We start from the raw sequence: 13,870 nt of genomic DNA, 5'->3' as shown, positions 1-13,870 counted from the left end.
CCGTCAAATCCCGTAGCTGTAGGACGACTTCAGGAAGGACAGGTATGAACAACAGCCTTCGTACGGCGGCCGCGGCCGCCGCGCTCGTCACCGGGCTCGTGGCGGCCGGCAGCACCACCGCCGCCGCTGCCTCGCGGCCGGAGCGCATCACCTCGCAGGCGCAGCTCGCCGCGAGCATTCAGAAGGCGGTCGCCGCCGAGCAGAGCAATGGGGCCGTCTCCACCAACGGCGTCATCGCGGGCCTTGTCAGCTCCTCGACCGCCTCCGTGGGCGTCGACAAGGCTTCCTGCTGACGGGATGGAGGTGAGCACCGTGGACAGCACCGTGGACAGCTCTCTGGACATCTCTGCGGACATCTCTGCGGACAGCTCTGTGGATCGCGTAGATCACGTGGATCACGCCCAGGACCGGCGGGAGCCTCCCGTCACCTGGTGTCCGAGCGGTGAAGCACACCGTCCGGAGTCCGTCGTGCTCGGTGTCAGGTCGGGGGAGAACAACCAGGTCGTCTACCTGGCCGACCCGGTCCCGGCCGCCGATGTGCTCGGTGCCATCCCGGAGGGCATCGCACCCAACCGTGTCCTGCGCTTCGCCTCGCACTGCGTGTCCGACTGTGCGAACCGGATCGGCGAGGCCTGCGGGCTGATCGAGCGCATCCGGGTCGTACCGTCCGAGACCACCGCGAGCGCCGTGCCACGGTGCCACCTCCGTCCGCACTGCAAGTGGTGGAACCAGGCCGGCGTCGAGGCCTGCCACCGCTGCCCCGCCGTCAGCACCCTGAACTCCCGCGACGACGAGCTCGTCTCACTCGTCGCGGATCCCTCCACCACCCGGGAACAACTGGACGGCTGGATCGCCGCGGCCGAGTGACACCCTGGCTCCGTGGCCCCACCCGGGGGCCACAGGGGCGCCGGTGACCAGGGGTGGTGTGGGCGTGATTGGCAGATCCGTTCCGCTGGAGAAGCCGAAAGCGGCAGGTGGACGGGGCTGGGCGTGGAACAAATCTGCCAATCACTGGGCCTGTGGCTCTTGTTGGAGCCACAGGGTCCTGGGCTTCGGTCATCCTTGATTGGCTGCACCACGCCACGGGATGTGACCGGCCGGTGGCTGGGGTCAAAGACCGAGTTCGATACAGGCAGAGTCTCGCCAGACGCAGAGTTTCGACAGAGCACGAGAGAAGGGCTGTTGTGGACAACTGGATACGCCGCTTCCACCCCGCACCCGGCGCCCGGATGCGGCTGCTGTGCTTCCCGCACGCGGGCGGCACCGCCGGCTCGTACCACGCGCTGTCGGCCTCGGTCACGGGCGCCGTCGAGCCGCTGATCGTGCAGTACCCGGGGCGGCTCGACCGCTTCGCCGAACCGTTCGCCGAGCGGCTCGACGACGTGGTGGACGCCGTGCTGGACGAGCTCGACACGGACGACCGGCCGCTGGCGCTGTTCGGCCACAGCATGGGCGCGCTCCTGGCGTTCGCGACCGCGCGGCGGCTGGAGGCCGAGGGGCGGGCACCCGCCGTCCTGTTCGTGTCGGGGCGGGAGGGCCCGTCGCTGCCGGTCAGGACCCGGTTGCCGCAGAGCCCCTCGGACGACGAACTCCTCGCGGAACTAAGGCTGTTGTCCGGCACCGCCGCCGAGCTGCTGGACAGCCCCGAGTTCCTCCAGCTCGCGCTGCCACCACTGCGCGCCGACTACCGGATGCTCGCCGCGTACGCCTGCCCGCCGGGCCCACCGCTCGGCTGCCCGGTCGTGGCACTGACCGGCGACAGCGATCCCCGGGTCTCGGTCGACGGCGTGGGGGCGTGGGAACGCGAGACCGAGGGGCCGTTCACGCGCCATGTGCTGTCGGGCGGGCACTTCTATCTCGACGATCACCGGGCGTATGTCGCCGATGTGATCACGTCGGCATGTGCGTCGGCCGTGTCGGCCGTCTGACGACCTCTGCCGAGGCTGTATGCGGCCAGCTCAGTGGGCACAAGCCGGCGGCCGTCGCGGCCGACCTTCATGGAAGGGCGCACGTGCCCATTGCGCCCCCGCAGACGCTCCGTTGGCGGTTCCCGCGCGAACGTCGGCCCACGCACGCCCGGCGCCTCTCAGGGCGCACGGGCCTGAGACGGGCGCAGGGTGGCTTGGCTACTCCGGACGCCGGTCGTAGCTGGCGAGCGTGGCCTTGGCCGTGGACGAGTCCATGAGCCGCAACTCCCACGGCCCCGTGTTCACGTCGAACTCCTTGCCGAAGCCAACCCACTTGCCCGCCATGCGGCGGCCGGTGGGCTCGGCGAGCATCTGGAGGGCGCCGAAGTAGCGGGCCCCGCGGTAGTAGCCCTCGGTCGCCGTCTGCTCCGTCCACGTCCCCGTGACCGTGCTGCCGTCCAGCTGGAGATCGAGCGTCAGCGGACTGCCCGGATTGAGTGAGCCGTTCGGCAGGCTGCGGCCCGTGAGCCGGTTGCCGTGCTGGAGCATTACGACGTAGTGCTTGCCGGTGAAGACCTGGTTGTCCCTGCCGCTGGACACGTACTCGTAGGTGCTCAGCCAGATTCCGGAGTAGTTCCCGCGCGGCCCTGTCTGCGGCGCCGGACTGCCGCTGGCCGTGGGAACGCCCACGGGTGAGCCCACCAGGTCGTGGCCGCCGTGCCCGTCCTCGGAGATCCGAACAAGGGTTGGCGCGGGGAACCCCAGACTCTCGATGGGCATTCCCGTCACCACCTCCAGGGCGCGCGCATAGAGCGGGCGGGGCGCCGCGGTGGTGCCCGACTCCCAGCGCTGTACGAGCCGCTTCGAGGCGTCGTTGGGTGAGCCTGCCCTGTCTCCAGCGTCTCGGATCGCGCGGGCGAATTCGTCTTGCGACATGAGCAGGCCCAGGCGGACCGCTCTCAAGCTTCCGTTCGGAGTGGCCATGCGATCAACGGTAGACGCTTGCCCCGCCAAATGACACCGAAATGACGCCCCCCGTGTCGTCGCTACGACGTCGAGTCCGTCGTCGCGCCACGGGGCGTGACGCGGTCAACGTGAGGGGTGACAAGACCCCCGCGACCGCGCTAACGGCCCGGGGGCATGGCCAACGCTTCAAGGGAGCGCCGACATGACGCAAGTTACCGCCCCGACGCAGCAACGCCCACCCGGGGTGAAGAGGGCGATCAGGGCGTACAAGGTGACCCGCGAGGGCCTCGTCACGGCGCAACACGCCACGGTGTCCGTGCCGTACGAGTCCGTGCCGGAACCGGAGCCCATGAACACTCAGCCGGCGCCGTGCGCCTGCGCCGTACGCAGCGGGCTCGGTGAGACACGGTGAGCCCCACCGTGCAGGCCTCGGCCACGGGCCGGGTCGACGTCCAAGTGATGCGCGAGACCGTCATCCTGCTGCTCACCCCCGGCTCCGAAGCGCCGGCCGGAGTCGAACTCGCCACGCTCACCGCGACCGTGCGCGGCTACATGGAGTTCATCGGCCCCGAAGTCGAGATCGCTGCCGGGAAGCTGCCCAAGGACGACATCCCCCGCTACTGCGCGTTCGCTTGCGTCGGTGAGGCACGCGACAAGCTGCGGGCCCATGCGCTGCCGGGGCCCAACGGGGCTTACGCCCACGCGAGGCGCCTGGCCCGGTCGCTCGCCGCGCTGTGCGACCACTACGAGGCCCTGACGGGCGTCACGATGTGCGTCGCCTGCGACAAGCGGATCACGCCCGAGGACACGTCCATCCCATACGACCCCGTCAGCGCCTCCGGTGGCGCGGCCAGCTCGGGACGCATCCACACGCATTGCGCCGACACCACACCCGACCACTGACGTTGTCACCCCGCCCCGAGCCCCAACCCTGGACCGGTCGAGCCTCGGGGCGGGGGTTCGGGGTTCACCCGGCTGCCGGCGAACGGCAGCACCACACCACTGCGGGAATCCGTAAGAAGGAGAGTGCACCAGTGACGACAACCGCCCAGGAATTACCGACCCGCACCGTGACTGAGCTTCTGTGGCTGGACCTGACCCGGAAGTGCCAACTCGCCTGTACCCACTGCTACAACGAGTCGGACCGGCACGGCGACCACGGCACCATGACCCGCGACGACTGGTTCAGCGTGCTCGACCAGGCGGGCGCTTGCGGAGTACGCGAAATCCAGTTCATCGGCGGCGAGCCGACCCTGCACCCCGACTTCCCGGCCCTGGTCGACCGCGCCCTGAACAACGGCCTGAACGTCGAGGTGTACAGCAACCTCGTGCACGTCTCGGCCGAATGCTGGGAGCTCTTCGAGCGGCAGGGGCTCACCCTCGCGACGTCGTACTACTCCGACAGGAGCACGGAGCACAACGCCATGACGGGCCGTCCCAGCCACGGCCGGACCCGGACGAACATCGCCGAAGCCGTACGACGCGGTATCCCGCTGCGCGTCGGAATCATCGCGGGCAGTGAAGCGCAGCACGTCGGCGAGGCGAAGCAAGACCTCGAATCGCTGGGAGTCATCCGAGTCCGCGTGGACCACGTCCGGCCGTTCGGGCGCGGCGGCCAGGACCGGGCGCCGGACACGGGCAACCTGTGCGGCCGGTGCGGCACGGGCCGGGCGGCGATCGACCCTACGGGCGACGTCTCCCCGTGCGTCTTCTCGGCATGGCTGAGCGTCGGTAACGTCAAGGAGGCCCCGCTGGCCTCGATTCTCAACGGCCCCGCCATGGCCAGGACGAACGCATCCATCCGAAGCCGCCGCAACCCTGATGGCTTCGACGGCTGCACGCCCGACACCGACGACGAGTGCTCCCCGGGAACCCCGGGCAGTGAGTGCACCCCGAGGAACTGAAGGACGCATGAGCCCCACCCTTCCCGCACCCGAGATCCAGGCACTGATCGGCCAGCACACGGGGGAGCTGAGCAGTCTTCGGCGCACCGAGCGCGGGTTCAGCTCGGATCTCACGGCCCTGGTCGAAGGCGAGAAGGGCGGGTTCTTCGTCAAGGCCGTCCGCAACCGGCCCGGGGGGCGACGCGACTCGCTCACCCGGGAGAGGCTGATCAATCCGTTCGTGAGCCCGATCTCCCCTGCGTTGCGGTGGTGCGCGGAAGACGAAGACTGGGTTGTGCTGGGCTTTGAGGCCGTCACAGGTCGGCTGTCCGACTTCGGTCCGGGGTCCCCGGACCTGCCCAGGATCGTTCAACTTCTGGACCGCGTCGGGAGGTTGGACCTCCCCGAGGTAGCCCGGGACTGGCCAGAGACCCGGTGGGACCGGTTCGCGCTCGACGAGACGGAAGCCGAGCTGTTCCGGGGGAAGTCCCTGCTCCATACGGACATCAACCCCAGCAACCTGATCGTCGGGGAACAGAACATGTGGGCCGTCGACTGGGCCTGGCCGACTCGGGGTGCGGCATTCATCGATCCGGCGCTGTTCGTCGTGCAACTCGTCGCAGCAGGACACACCGCCGAGGGCGCCGAGTCGTGGGCATCGCGCTGCACAGCGTGGACGAAGGCCGACCCGAAGGCGGTCGACGCGTTCGTCGGGGCCACCGTCCGCATGTATCGCGCGTTCGCTGAGCGGAAACCCGACGTGCCGTGGATCAAGGCCATGGAGGCAGCCGCCCAGGCATGGGCCGACCATCGGCGTGTGGTTCTGGTGTGACGGCGCTGTGCATGACCGGCCCCGCTCGTCGGTTGGCCCCATGGCCTCCGGGTGTGGCATGCCGCTCCTGGAGTAATGGCCGATTGGCCTGACGGGCCGTGTCACGCTGTGGTCTCGATTGATCAGGGCGGTGTCAGGAGGCCGGAATGTACCGCTCACGTGAGGAGCGGTGCCGGTGGCGCAAGACCACCTCGGTGGCCGCCGACGCCCCGGTCGCCCTGATCGGCGTCGATCGCTGCCGGCTGAAGGTGGCCGGGACCGCACTTCAGGCCGGTGGGCGTTCGTCATGACAGGAGAGGACGAAGGGCAACAACCGGGGCAGCCGCAGCTTCCCGATCTGCACGTGCGGCTGCGTGACGAGTTGGGCCGGATCGACGACCAACTGCGTGGCCTGCTGGACACCATGGACCGGCTGCAGGGCCTGCTCGATGCGGTGGTGGCCATCAGCCGGGAGGTGGAGCTGCCTGCCGTGCTGCACCGTATCGTGACCACCGCCATGGAGCTGGTGGGCAGCCGCTACGGGGCACTGGCCGTGCTCAGCGAGTCCGGGGAGCAGCTGGAGCAGTTCATCGCCGTCGGCCTGTCCGAACAGGAACGCGCTGATCTGGCCGAGACCGGCTTGCCCCGCGGGCGGGGTGTCCTCGGGCACCTGATCCGCCACCCCGAACCCCTGCGGGTCGACAGCATCTCCACTCATCCGTCATCCGTCGGTTTCCCGCCCGGCCACCCGTACCTGCGTACCTTGCTCGGCGTCGCCATCAGCGTGCGCGGCGAGATCTACGGTGACCTCTACCTGTCGGAGCGGCGTGACGGACAGCCCTTCGACGTCCACGACGAGAACGTCGTCGTCGCCCTGGCCAGCGCCGCCGGCATCGCGATCGAAAACGTCCGCCTGTTTGAACGGGTTCGCCTCGGAGCCGAGCAGTTCCAACGGCTTCTGTTGCCGACGCTGCCCGACCTGCGGCCGTTCGCCGCCGCTGCCATCTATCAGCCCGCCGCCGAGCCCAGCCGACTCGGCGGGGACTGGTACGACGCCATCCCGCTGCCCGGCAACGTCGTGGCGGTCGTCATCGGTGACGTGGTCGGCCACGATCTGCAGGCCGCGGCCGCCATGGCCTGCACCCGTAACATGCTGCGCTCGTTGCTGTTCCTGTTCGACCGTGGCAATCCGCCCGGCGCGATCCTCACCCAGCTCGACCGCACCCTGCAGGCCATCACGGACAATCCCGTCACCACGACCACCCTGGCACGTTTCGAACCGGAGGGAGGCGGCTGGCGCCTCCACTGGAGCACCGCGGGCCATGTCCCACCCCTGCTGATCACTCCTGAGCACCGAACCGAATACCTGTTCGGCGAACCCGGGCTGCCGCTCGGGGTCGACCCCGAGCAGCCCCGCCCCGATCACTCGCGCTTCCTGCCCCCGGACACCACCGTGGTCTTCTTCACCGACGGGCTGATCGAACATCCCGACCACTCGATCGACGAGAGCATGAACCAGCTCGCCGATCTCGCCATCGCGTATGCCGACCTGCCCCTGCAAGAGTTCGTTCAGGCACTGGCCGATCACCACCCCAGCGACGGTCACGACGACATGGCCATCCTCGCCCTGCGCACCCCGCACGGCTGATCCCCGTGACCGAGGACCGAACGTTCAGTTCAACGGCGCCGTGGAGGATCCGGGGGATCCGACGGATGATGGACATCGGGGCGATGTCGATGCGGAGGTCGCCCGATGACTGACGCACGGCGTGAGTGGATCCGGCGCGGTGGTTTGGCCGCCCTGGAGATCTGCGTCGTTGCCGCGCTGTATTACGGCTCCGCCAAGCTGGGGCTGCTCCAGCAGCTGGTGCGCGGCCAGGTCACTCCCCTCTGGCCACCCACCGGCATCGCCCTGGCGAGCCTGCTCCTCCGCGGCCCGCGAGTATGGCCCGGAATCGCACTCGGCGCACTCCTGGTCAACGCCCCGCTCGGCCCATCGGTACCGGCCGTGCTCGCGATCGTCGCGGGAAACACCCTCGCACCCCTCTGCTCGTACGTACTGCTCCGCCGTACGGGGTTCCACAACGCGCTGGACCGCTTGCGGGACGCGCTGGCACTGATCTTTCTCGGTGCGTTCACCGGAATGCTGGTCAGCGCGACGACAGGCAGCGGGACACTGCTTCTCGCCGGTGTGCTGGGCTCCGACGACTTCTGGCCGACATGGTCGGTCTGGTGGACCGGCGACGCGATGGGTGTCCTGGTGGTCACGCCGGTCCTGCTCGTACTCCGCTCGGCACGCTGGCCGAAGCACGCTCCGCCGTCCCGTTGGGTGGAGGGACTGTTGCTTCTGGCAGCCACGGTCTGCGTCGGTTTCCTCGAGACCAACAGCACGTCCCTCATGTTCCTCGGCTTCCCGCTGCTGATCTGGGCGGCCTTCCGCTTCCAGCTGGCCGGTGCCGCGCCCTGCGCCTTGGCCGTGTCGACCTTCGCGATCATCGCCGCCGCCGAGGAAACAGGCGCGTTCGCCAGTCATGACCTGCTCACCAACATGATCACCCTGCAAGCGTTCAACGGTTCCACCTCGCTGACCGCGCTCCTGCTCGCGGCAGCCGTCAGCGAGCGCAACCAGACCCAGATGGAGATCGCGCGAGCCTGCGGGCAGCTCGCCGGGATGGCGGCCAAGATCGCCGCCGGCGGCCACCACCGCCCGCCGCTCCCCGACAGCGACAGCGACAGCGACAGCAAACTGGCCCAGAATCCGGATTTGATCGCGACTGAAGACCGGCCCTAGGTCGCGTCAGCCGTCCCGCCCGTCCCGATGCCGACGCCCCGCTGGCCGACACCCGTGCCGAGGGCCGGTGCCTGGTTCGGGCACCGGCCCTCTGAGTTCTACGGTGTTCCGCTCGCTCCTCCTCGAATCACTCCCCCTCGAACTCCGCCAGCAGCGCGTCCAGTGAGTCCTCCGCGTTCTCCGAGGCCTTGACCGCGACGATCTGGCGGGCCATCTCGTGGAGGGTCAGCTGCTCCAGGAACAGGGTGATCGGGACGTCGATGCCGAAGTCGTCGCGGAGGCAGCCGACGAGGTGGACGGCGGTGAGGGAGTCGCCGCCGGCCGCGAAGTAGGTCATCTCCGGGTCGTCCGGGGAGTCCAGGTCCAGGGCCTCGGCCAGCAGGGCGCGGACCGCCGTCTCCAGGTCGTCGGCCCGCTCCTCGGCCGGTTCCTCGACGGGCAGGGCACGGGAGGAGAGGTCGAGGGCGCCGAAGCTGTCGCCCGCGAAGGGATACGTCGGCAGGCTCACCCGTCGGCCCTCACCCGCCCACGGCACCTGCTCGCCCTTCAGCCACGCCTCGCCGAGCGCACGCAGTTCACCGTCACCGGCGTCCGCGAGGCCCGTAGCCGTGGCCCGCCCCCCGGCCAGTTCCAGCAGTTGCGCGGCGGCGTCCGCCCTGTCCGAGGCCACGACATACGCGCGTACGGCCATGGGGGCGCGCCCCAGCCGCAGCGTATGGGCGGTGTCGGCGAGGGACGGGGCGGCCGCCGGATCCCGCAGGGCCGACGCCAGCCGGCCCGCGAGTGCCGTGAGTGCCTCCCGGGTGCGGGCGGAGAGCAGCAGGAGCTCGGGGCCCGCCGGCGGCTGGTCGGCCGGGGCGCCCTGCGGTGCCCGCGGTGCCTCCTCCAGGACCGCGTGGACGTTCGTGCCGCCGATGCCGACCGAGCTCACCCCGGCGCGGCGCGGGCCGCGGTCGGGGCTCGCCCAGGGGGTGGTCCGGTCGACCACGTGGAACGGGGAGTCGTCGAGGAGCAGGTCGGGGTGCGGGCGGGTGGCGGCGGCGGTGGGCACCAGGGTCTGGTGCTCCAGCATCAGGACCGCCTTGATCAGCGCGGCCACACCCGCCGCGGCGTCCAGGTGACCGAGGTTGGACTTCACGGAGCCGATGCCGATGGACCCGGTGCCCATGGCGCCCTTGAACGCGGCGGTCGCGGCGGCCATTTCGATGCGGTCACCGAGCTGGGTGGCCGTGCCGTGCGTCTCGACGTACTGGGCGTCCGCCGGGTCGAGCCCCGCCGCCGCCCAGGCCTCGACGATCGCGGCCGTCTGCTGGTCGACACCGGGCGCGGTGAACCCGACCTTGGTGGCACCGTCGTTGGTGACGGCGGTGGCGCGGATGACCGCGCGGATCTGGTCGCCGTCGGCGAGCGCGTCGGACAGCCGGCGCAGCACCACCAGGCCGACTCCGTTGCCGGGGACCGTGCCGCCGGCCTGCTCGTCGAAGGGCCGGCACCGGCCGTCGGGCGAGAAGATCCCGCCCTGGTAGTGGACGTAACCGCGCTTGCGTACGGTGTCCACGGCGACGCCGCCGGCCAGCGCGGTGTCGCACTCGCCGAGGAGCAGGGCCTGTGCCGCCAGGTGCACCGCCGTCAGGGAGGTCGAGCAGGCCGTCTGCACGGTGAGGCTGGGGCCGTCGAGGCCGAGCCGGTAGGAGACCCAGGGGGCGAGGAACTCGCGGTCGGTGAGGATCCGCACCTGGAGCGCGCCGATGGACGCGGCGAGTTTGCGGTCGGTCTGCGCGGCCAGCATGTGCTCGGTGACACCGCCGCCGACGTACACGCCCGTGCGGGGCGGCCCGTCGAGGGGGTTGTAGCCCGCGTCCTCCAGGGCGGCCCAGGCGGTCTGCAGGAGCAGCCGGTGCTGCGGGTCGAGGGCGGCGGCCTCGGTGCGGTTGAAGCCGAACAGCTCGGCCTCGAACCGGTCCGCGTCCGGGAGGTAGCCCTTGGTGGGCACGTAGTCGCGACCGCGGATCTCCTGCGGGTCGGCGCCGTCGGCGAGCAGTTCGTCCTCGGTGAAGTCGGTGAGGGAGCAGACACCGCCGACGAGGTTGTTCCAGTACGTGTCCAGGTCGGGGGCGCCGGGGAAGCGTCCGCTCATGCCGACGACCGCGATCGCGGAGTCGAGGGATTCGGTGGTGGCGCTGGTGTCGGTCATCGTGTCAGCCCTTCCGGGAGGTCAGTCGTCGGGCGGCGGCGGTCCGCCGTGCGTGCCGGTCGCCGCCGCGCGCGGCGGCCGGCGTGCCGGTACCGGGTTCGGCGGGGGCGGTGTTCGGGGTGCGGGCGCCGTCGAGATGGGCGGCGAGCGCGGAGACGGTGGGGTGGCGGAACAGGTCGACGAGGGCGATCCCGCCGTCCAGTCCCTGTTCGCGCAGGGCGGTCAGCGCTTTCAGCAGCCGTATCGAATTGCCGCCCAGGTCGAAGAAGTTGTCGTGGACGCCGACCCGGTCGCGGGTGAGGACCTTCGCCCAGATCTCCGCGATCCGCTGCTCGGTCCCGGTGCCCGCGACGGCGTACGAGACGTCCGGTGTGTGCCGCACGGTGGCGGGTTCCGGGAGGCTGTCGCGGACGATCTTGCCGTTGGCGCTGAGCGGCATCTCGTCCAGGTGGACGAAGAGCTCCGGCACCATGAAGCCGGGCAGCCGCCGGGCGAGGTGGGCGCGCAGCGTCTCCTCGGCCGGGGCGGTGCCGTCCCGGCTCACGAAGTACGCCACGAGCCGCTGTTCGGCGCCGCTGCCGCGCACGGTGGCCGCCGCGAGCGCGATGTCCGGGTGAGCGGCCAGCAGGGTCTCGATCTCGCCGAGTTCGAGGCGTACGCCGCGCAGCTTGACCTGGAGGTCGCTGCGCCCGAGGTAGTGGATGAGGCCGCGGGCGTCGATCCGGCCGAGGTCTCCGCTGCGGTACATGCGGGTGCCGGGCACGCCGTGCGGGTCGGCGACGAACCGCTCGGCGGTCAGGCCGGGCCGGCCGATGTAGCCGCGGCCCAGGGAGGCACCGGCGACGTAGATCTCGCCGGTGACACCGGTGGGGACGGGCCGCAGCCGCTCGTCCAGGACGTAGACGCGGGCTCCGGCCACCGTGCCGCCGAGCACGACGGGCTCGCCGGGTTCCAGGTCGCCGGTGGTCGCGTAGACGGTGACCTCGCTCGGGCCGTACGCGTTGACGATCCGCCGCCCCGGCTCGGCCAGCCGCTCGACGAGTTCGGGCGGGCAGGCCTCGCCGCCGACAGCGATCGTCCTCAGCTCGGGCAGCAGGCCCCGCACGTCCGGCAGCAGCATGGCGGCGGACGGCGGCAGGAACACATACGTGATGCGGGAGTCCCGCAGCCGGTGCAGGAGCGCCTCGCCGATCCGTTCGTCCTCGGTCGGGATGTGCAGCTCGGCGCCCGCGACCCAGGGGAAGAACAGGTCGGACACGGCGACGTCGAAGCCGAACGACACGAACTGGAGGACGCGGTCGTCGGGGTCGACCGGGAAGGAGTGGCGCACCGCCCGCGTCAGGTTCACCAGGGCCCGGTGCTCGACGGCGACACCCTTGGGGACACCGGTGGAGCCGGAGGTGAACAGGACGTAGGCGAGGTCTTCCGGACGGGGTGCGCGGGCTTCACCGTTGGTGGCCGCGACGTCGGAACTCATGGCGGCCGTGGTGGCCGTGGTGGCATCCACGGCGGACGGGCGGTCGAGGCGGATGCACGGTATGCCGAGCGCCTCCCCCTTCTCCGCGGTCGCGGCCGCCGTCAGGAGCAGTTCGGTGCCCGAGATGTCGACCATGTAGCGGAGGCGGTCGTGCGGGTGGGCCTGGTCCAGCGGGACGTAGGCACCGCCCGCACGCAGCACCGCGAGCGCGGCGATGCCCTGGTGGGCCGAGCGGGGCAGCAGCAGGCCGACCCGGGAGCCGAGCCGCACCCCGGCGGCGCGCAGTCGGCCGGCCAACTCGTCGGCCTGTTCGAGGAGTTCGCGGTAGCTGAGCCGCAGGTCGCCGTGGACCAGGGCGGTGGCGTCCGGGCGTTCGGCGGCGACGTCGGCGATCAGGTCGGGCACCAGGCGGTCGAGCGGCGCGGCCTCGGCGATGCGGTCGGCGCCGGCGATGGTCCGGCGGCGCTCGTCGGCCGGGACGGGGTCGACGGCGGACAGGGGCGTGTGCGGGTCGGCGAGGATTCCGGCGAGGAACGTCTCGAAGTTGCCCGCCCAGCGGCGTACCGTCTCGGCCTCGAACAGGTCGCTGCGGTAGATGAATTGCGCGGCCAGGTCCTCCCCCCAGCGCTCCACGAAGAGATGGAAGTCGAACTTGGCGGTGTCCAGGGCGAGTTCGAGCCGTTCGGTGGCGGCGCCCGTGAGGGGCAGGGACAGGGTGGACTCATCGTCGTAGGTGAGGGCGACCTGGACCACCGGGTCGTGGCCGGTCTCGCGGACCGGGGCGAGCCGGTCGACCACCGCCTCGAACGGCGCGTCCTGGTACGGCTTGGCGGCCAGCAGAGCGGCGCGGATCCGGCCGGTCAGCTCGTCGAGGGACGGGTCGCCGGAGAGGTCGACGCGCAGCGCCAGGGTGTTGGTCAGCATGCCGACCATCTCGTGGAGTTCGGGACGCTCGCGCCCGGACGCCGGGAAGCCGATGACGAGGTCGTCACGGCCGCACAGCCGCCCGAGGAAGGCCGCGTACCCGGCGAACATCGTCATGAACGGCGTGGCCCCGCGCGCCCCGGCCACCTCGGCGAGGCGCTCGCGGACCGCGGGCCCGAGCCGGAACGGCACGCTGCCGCCGGACGCCGAGCGCACCGGCGGGCGCGGCCGGTCCAGGGGCAGTTCCATGGCGGCGGGCGCGCCGCGCAGCCGCTCCGCCCAGTGTGCGACGGACCCCTCGTACGCGCCTTCGGCCGCGCGTTCCCGCTGCCAGGCCGCGAAGTCCGGGAACTGCAAGGGGAGTTCGTCCGTCTCGTGGGTCAGGCCCCGGGCCTCGTCCCGGTAGGCGGCGGACAGGCCGTCGAGCATGATGCCCAGCGACCAGCCGTCGCAGACCAGGTGATGGGCCACGAGGAGCACCCGGTGGCTGCCGTCGTCGACGCCGTACACGGTGCAGCGCAGCAGCGGTCCGGCGGCGGTGTCGAAGGGGCGGGCGGCCTCGGCCCGCAGCAGGGCGTCCACCTCGCCCTCCGGCAGGTCGTCCACGACGGTGAACGCGGCGCGGCCGGTGGCCCGGACGAGCTGGGTCTGGGTGCCGTCCGCGGCGGTGCGGAAGACGGTCCGCAGCGACTCGTGGCGGTCGACCAGCGCGTCCAGAGCGCGGGCGAACGCGGCGGTGTCGAAGGGGCCGCGCACGGCGAAGGCGGCGGGCACGTTGTACTGGCAGGTGCCCGGGTTCAGCTGTTCGAGGACCAGCAGGCGGCTCTGGGCGTCGGAGACGGGGAACTCGTACTCCTCGCCCTGTCCGGCCTGACCGGCCTGCGGGTCGGCTTGCTCTACAGGGTCGGTGAACATGG

13 protein-coding genes are annotated in these 13,870 nt (G+C 71.1%); 10 read left to right on the top strand and 3 right to left on the bottom strand.

Annotated features, from left to right (window positions below; genetic code table 11):
- The first annotated feature begins 44 nt into the window (after nucleotides 1–44).
- The 3 genes from OG975_RS26510 to OG975_RS26500 all read left to right on the top strand — a co-directional run bounded on the left by OG975_RS26510 (nucleotide 45) and on the right by OG975_RS26500 (nucleotide 1,928).
- Nucleotides 45–293: a hypothetical protein gene (locus OG975_RS26510; protein ID WP_369260997.1), complete on the top strand. Its 249-nt coding sequence runs from the start codon at nucleotides 45–47 to the stop codon at nucleotides 291–293.
- 175 nt (nucleotides 294–468) lie between these two features.
- Nucleotides 469–867 (top strand): hypothetical protein, encoded by a 399-nt coding sequence (locus OG975_RS26505; protein ID WP_330306339.1) that lies wholly within the window; start codon nucleotides 469–471, stop codon nucleotides 865–867.
- 317 nt (nucleotides 868–1,184) lie between these two features.
- A complete protein-coding gene (locus tag OG975_RS26500; protein WP_406331879.1) occupies nucleotides 1,185–1,928 on the top strand; it encodes a thioesterase II family protein in 744 nt (247 codons plus the stop codon).
- A gap of 198 nt (nucleotides 1,929–2,126) precedes the next feature.
- Here the strand turns inward: OG975_RS26500 and OG975_RS26495 are convergent, their stop codons facing one another.
- A complete protein-coding gene (locus tag OG975_RS26495) occupies nucleotides 2,127–2,891 on the bottom strand; it encodes a helix-turn-helix domain-containing protein (RefSeq protein ID WP_406331878.1) in 765 nt (254 codons plus the stop codon).
- A 184-nt stretch (nucleotides 2,892–3,075) separates the two neighbouring features.
- On the opposite strand from OG975_RS26495, the gene OG975_RS26490 reads away from it, so the two are divergent.
- The 7 genes from OG975_RS26490 to OG975_RS26460 all read left to right on the top strand — a co-directional run bounded on the left by OG975_RS26490 (nucleotide 3,076) and on the right by OG975_RS26460 (nucleotide 8,358).
- Entirely contained in the window at nucleotides 3,076–3,285 is a 210-nt protein-coding gene (locus OG975_RS26490) for a hypothetical protein (RefSeq protein ID WP_406331877.1), read from the top strand.
- A complete protein-coding gene (locus tag OG975_RS26485) occupies nucleotides 3,282–3,776 on the top strand; it encodes a DUF6415 family natural product biosynthesis protein (protein WP_406331876.1) in 495 nt (164 codons plus the stop codon). Before OG975_RS26490 ends, OG975_RS26485 begins: the two co-directional genes overlap by 4 nt.
- 167 nt (nucleotides 3,777–3,943) lie before the next feature.
- Nucleotides 3,944–4,777: a radical SAM protein gene (locus tag OG975_RS26480; RefSeq protein WP_406331875.1), complete on the top strand. Its 834-nt coding sequence runs from the start codon at nucleotides 3,944–3,946 to the stop codon at nucleotides 4,775–4,777.
- A gap of 7 nt (nucleotides 4,778–4,784) precedes the next feature.
- Nucleotides 4,785–5,588: a hypothetical protein gene (locus tag OG975_RS26475; protein WP_406331874.1), complete on the top strand. Its 804-nt coding sequence runs from the start codon at nucleotides 4,785–4,787 to the stop codon at nucleotides 5,586–5,588.
- A gap of 146 nt (nucleotides 5,589–5,734) precedes the next feature.
- Nucleotides 5,735–5,878 carry a hypothetical protein gene (locus tag OG975_RS26470; protein ID WP_406331873.1) on the top strand — a complete coding sequence of 48 codons (144 nt, stop codon included), beginning with the start codon at nucleotides 5,735–5,737 and terminating at the stop codon, nucleotides 5,876–5,878.
- The gene (locus tag OG975_RS26465; RefSeq protein WP_406331872.1) at nucleotides 5,875–7,215 is read left to right on the top strand and encodes a PP2C family protein-serine/threonine phosphatase; all 1,341 of its coding nucleotides are present in this window, start codon (nucleotides 5,875–5,877) and stop codon (nucleotides 7,213–7,215) included. The genes OG975_RS26470 and OG975_RS26465 overlap by 4 nt, the downstream gene beginning before the upstream one ends.
- A gap of 105 nt (nucleotides 7,216–7,320) precedes the next feature.
- On the top strand, nucleotides 7,321–8,358 hold the full coding sequence (locus OG975_RS26460; protein WP_406331871.1) for an MASE1 domain-containing protein: 1,038 nt from the start codon (nucleotides 7,321–7,323) through the stop codon (nucleotides 8,356–8,358).
- A 127-nt stretch (nucleotides 8,359–8,485) separates the two neighbouring features.
- Here the strand turns inward: OG975_RS26460 and OG975_RS26455 are convergent, their stop codons facing one another.
- Both OG975_RS26455 and OG975_RS26450 read right to left on the bottom strand, forming a co-directional pair.
- The gene (locus OG975_RS26455; protein ID WP_406331870.1) at nucleotides 8,486–10,552 is read right to left on the bottom strand and encodes a beta-ketoacyl synthase N-terminal-like domain-containing protein; all 2,067 of its coding nucleotides are present in this window, start codon (nucleotides 10,550–10,552) and stop codon (nucleotides 8,486–8,488) included.
- A 4-nt stretch (nucleotides 10,553–10,556) separates the two neighbouring features.
- On the bottom strand, nucleotides 10,557–13,868 hold the full coding sequence (locus tag OG975_RS26450) for a non-ribosomal peptide synthetase (protein ID WP_406331869.1): 3,312 nt from the start codon (nucleotides 13,866–13,868) through the stop codon (nucleotides 10,557–10,559).
- Nucleotides 13,869–13,870: the final 2 nt, after the last annotated feature.

This window comes from Streptomyces sp. NBC_00203 (genome assembly GCF_045206325.1).
Taxonomy (GTDB): Bacteria; Actinomycetota; Actinomycetes; order Streptomycetales; family Streptomycetaceae; genus Streptomyces; species Streptomyces lutosisoli.
The sequence above is the reverse complement of the archived record's forward strand: the minus strand, read 5'-3'. Positions and strand labels throughout refer to the sequence as shown.

What these genes read in the sequence shown, in the direction of transcription:
- OG975_RS26465 (WP_406331872.1), top strand. Translation starts at nt 5,875, where the DNA reads ATGACAGGAGAGGACGAAGGGCAACAACCGGGGCAGCCGCAGCTTCCC.
- OG975_RS26510 (WP_369260997.1), top strand. Translation starts at nt 45, where the DNA reads ATGAACAACAGCCTTCGTACGGCGGCCGCGGCCGCCGCGCTCGTCACC.
- OG975_RS26475 (WP_406331874.1), top strand. Translation starts at nt 4,785, where the DNA reads ATGAGCCCCACCCTTCCCGCACCCGAGATCCAGGCACTGATCGGCCAG.
- OG975_RS26490 (WP_406331877.1), top strand. Translation starts at nt 3,076, where the DNA reads ATGACGCAAGTTACCGCCCCGACGCAGCAACGCCCACCCGGGGTGAAG.
- OG975_RS26460 (WP_406331871.1), top strand. Translation starts at nt 7,321, where the DNA reads ATGACTGACGCACGGCGTGAGTGGATCCGGCGCGGTGGTTTGGCCGCC.
- OG975_RS26450 (WP_406331869.1), bottom strand. Translation starts at nt 13,868, where the DNA reads ATGTTCACCGACCCTGTAGAGCAAGCCGACCCGCAGGCCGGTCAGGCC.
- OG975_RS26455 (WP_406331870.1), bottom strand. Translation starts at nt 10,552, where the DNA reads ATGACCGACACCAGCGCCACCACCGAATCCCTCGACTCCGCGATCGCG.
- OG975_RS26495 (WP_406331878.1), bottom strand. Translation starts at nt 2,891, where the DNA reads ATGGCCACTCCGAACGGAAGCTTGAGAGCGGTCCGCCTGGGCCTGCTC.
- OG975_RS26470 (WP_406331873.1), top strand. Translation starts at nt 5,735, where the DNA reads ATGTACCGCTCACGTGAGGAGCGGTGCCGGTGGCGCAAGACCACCTCG.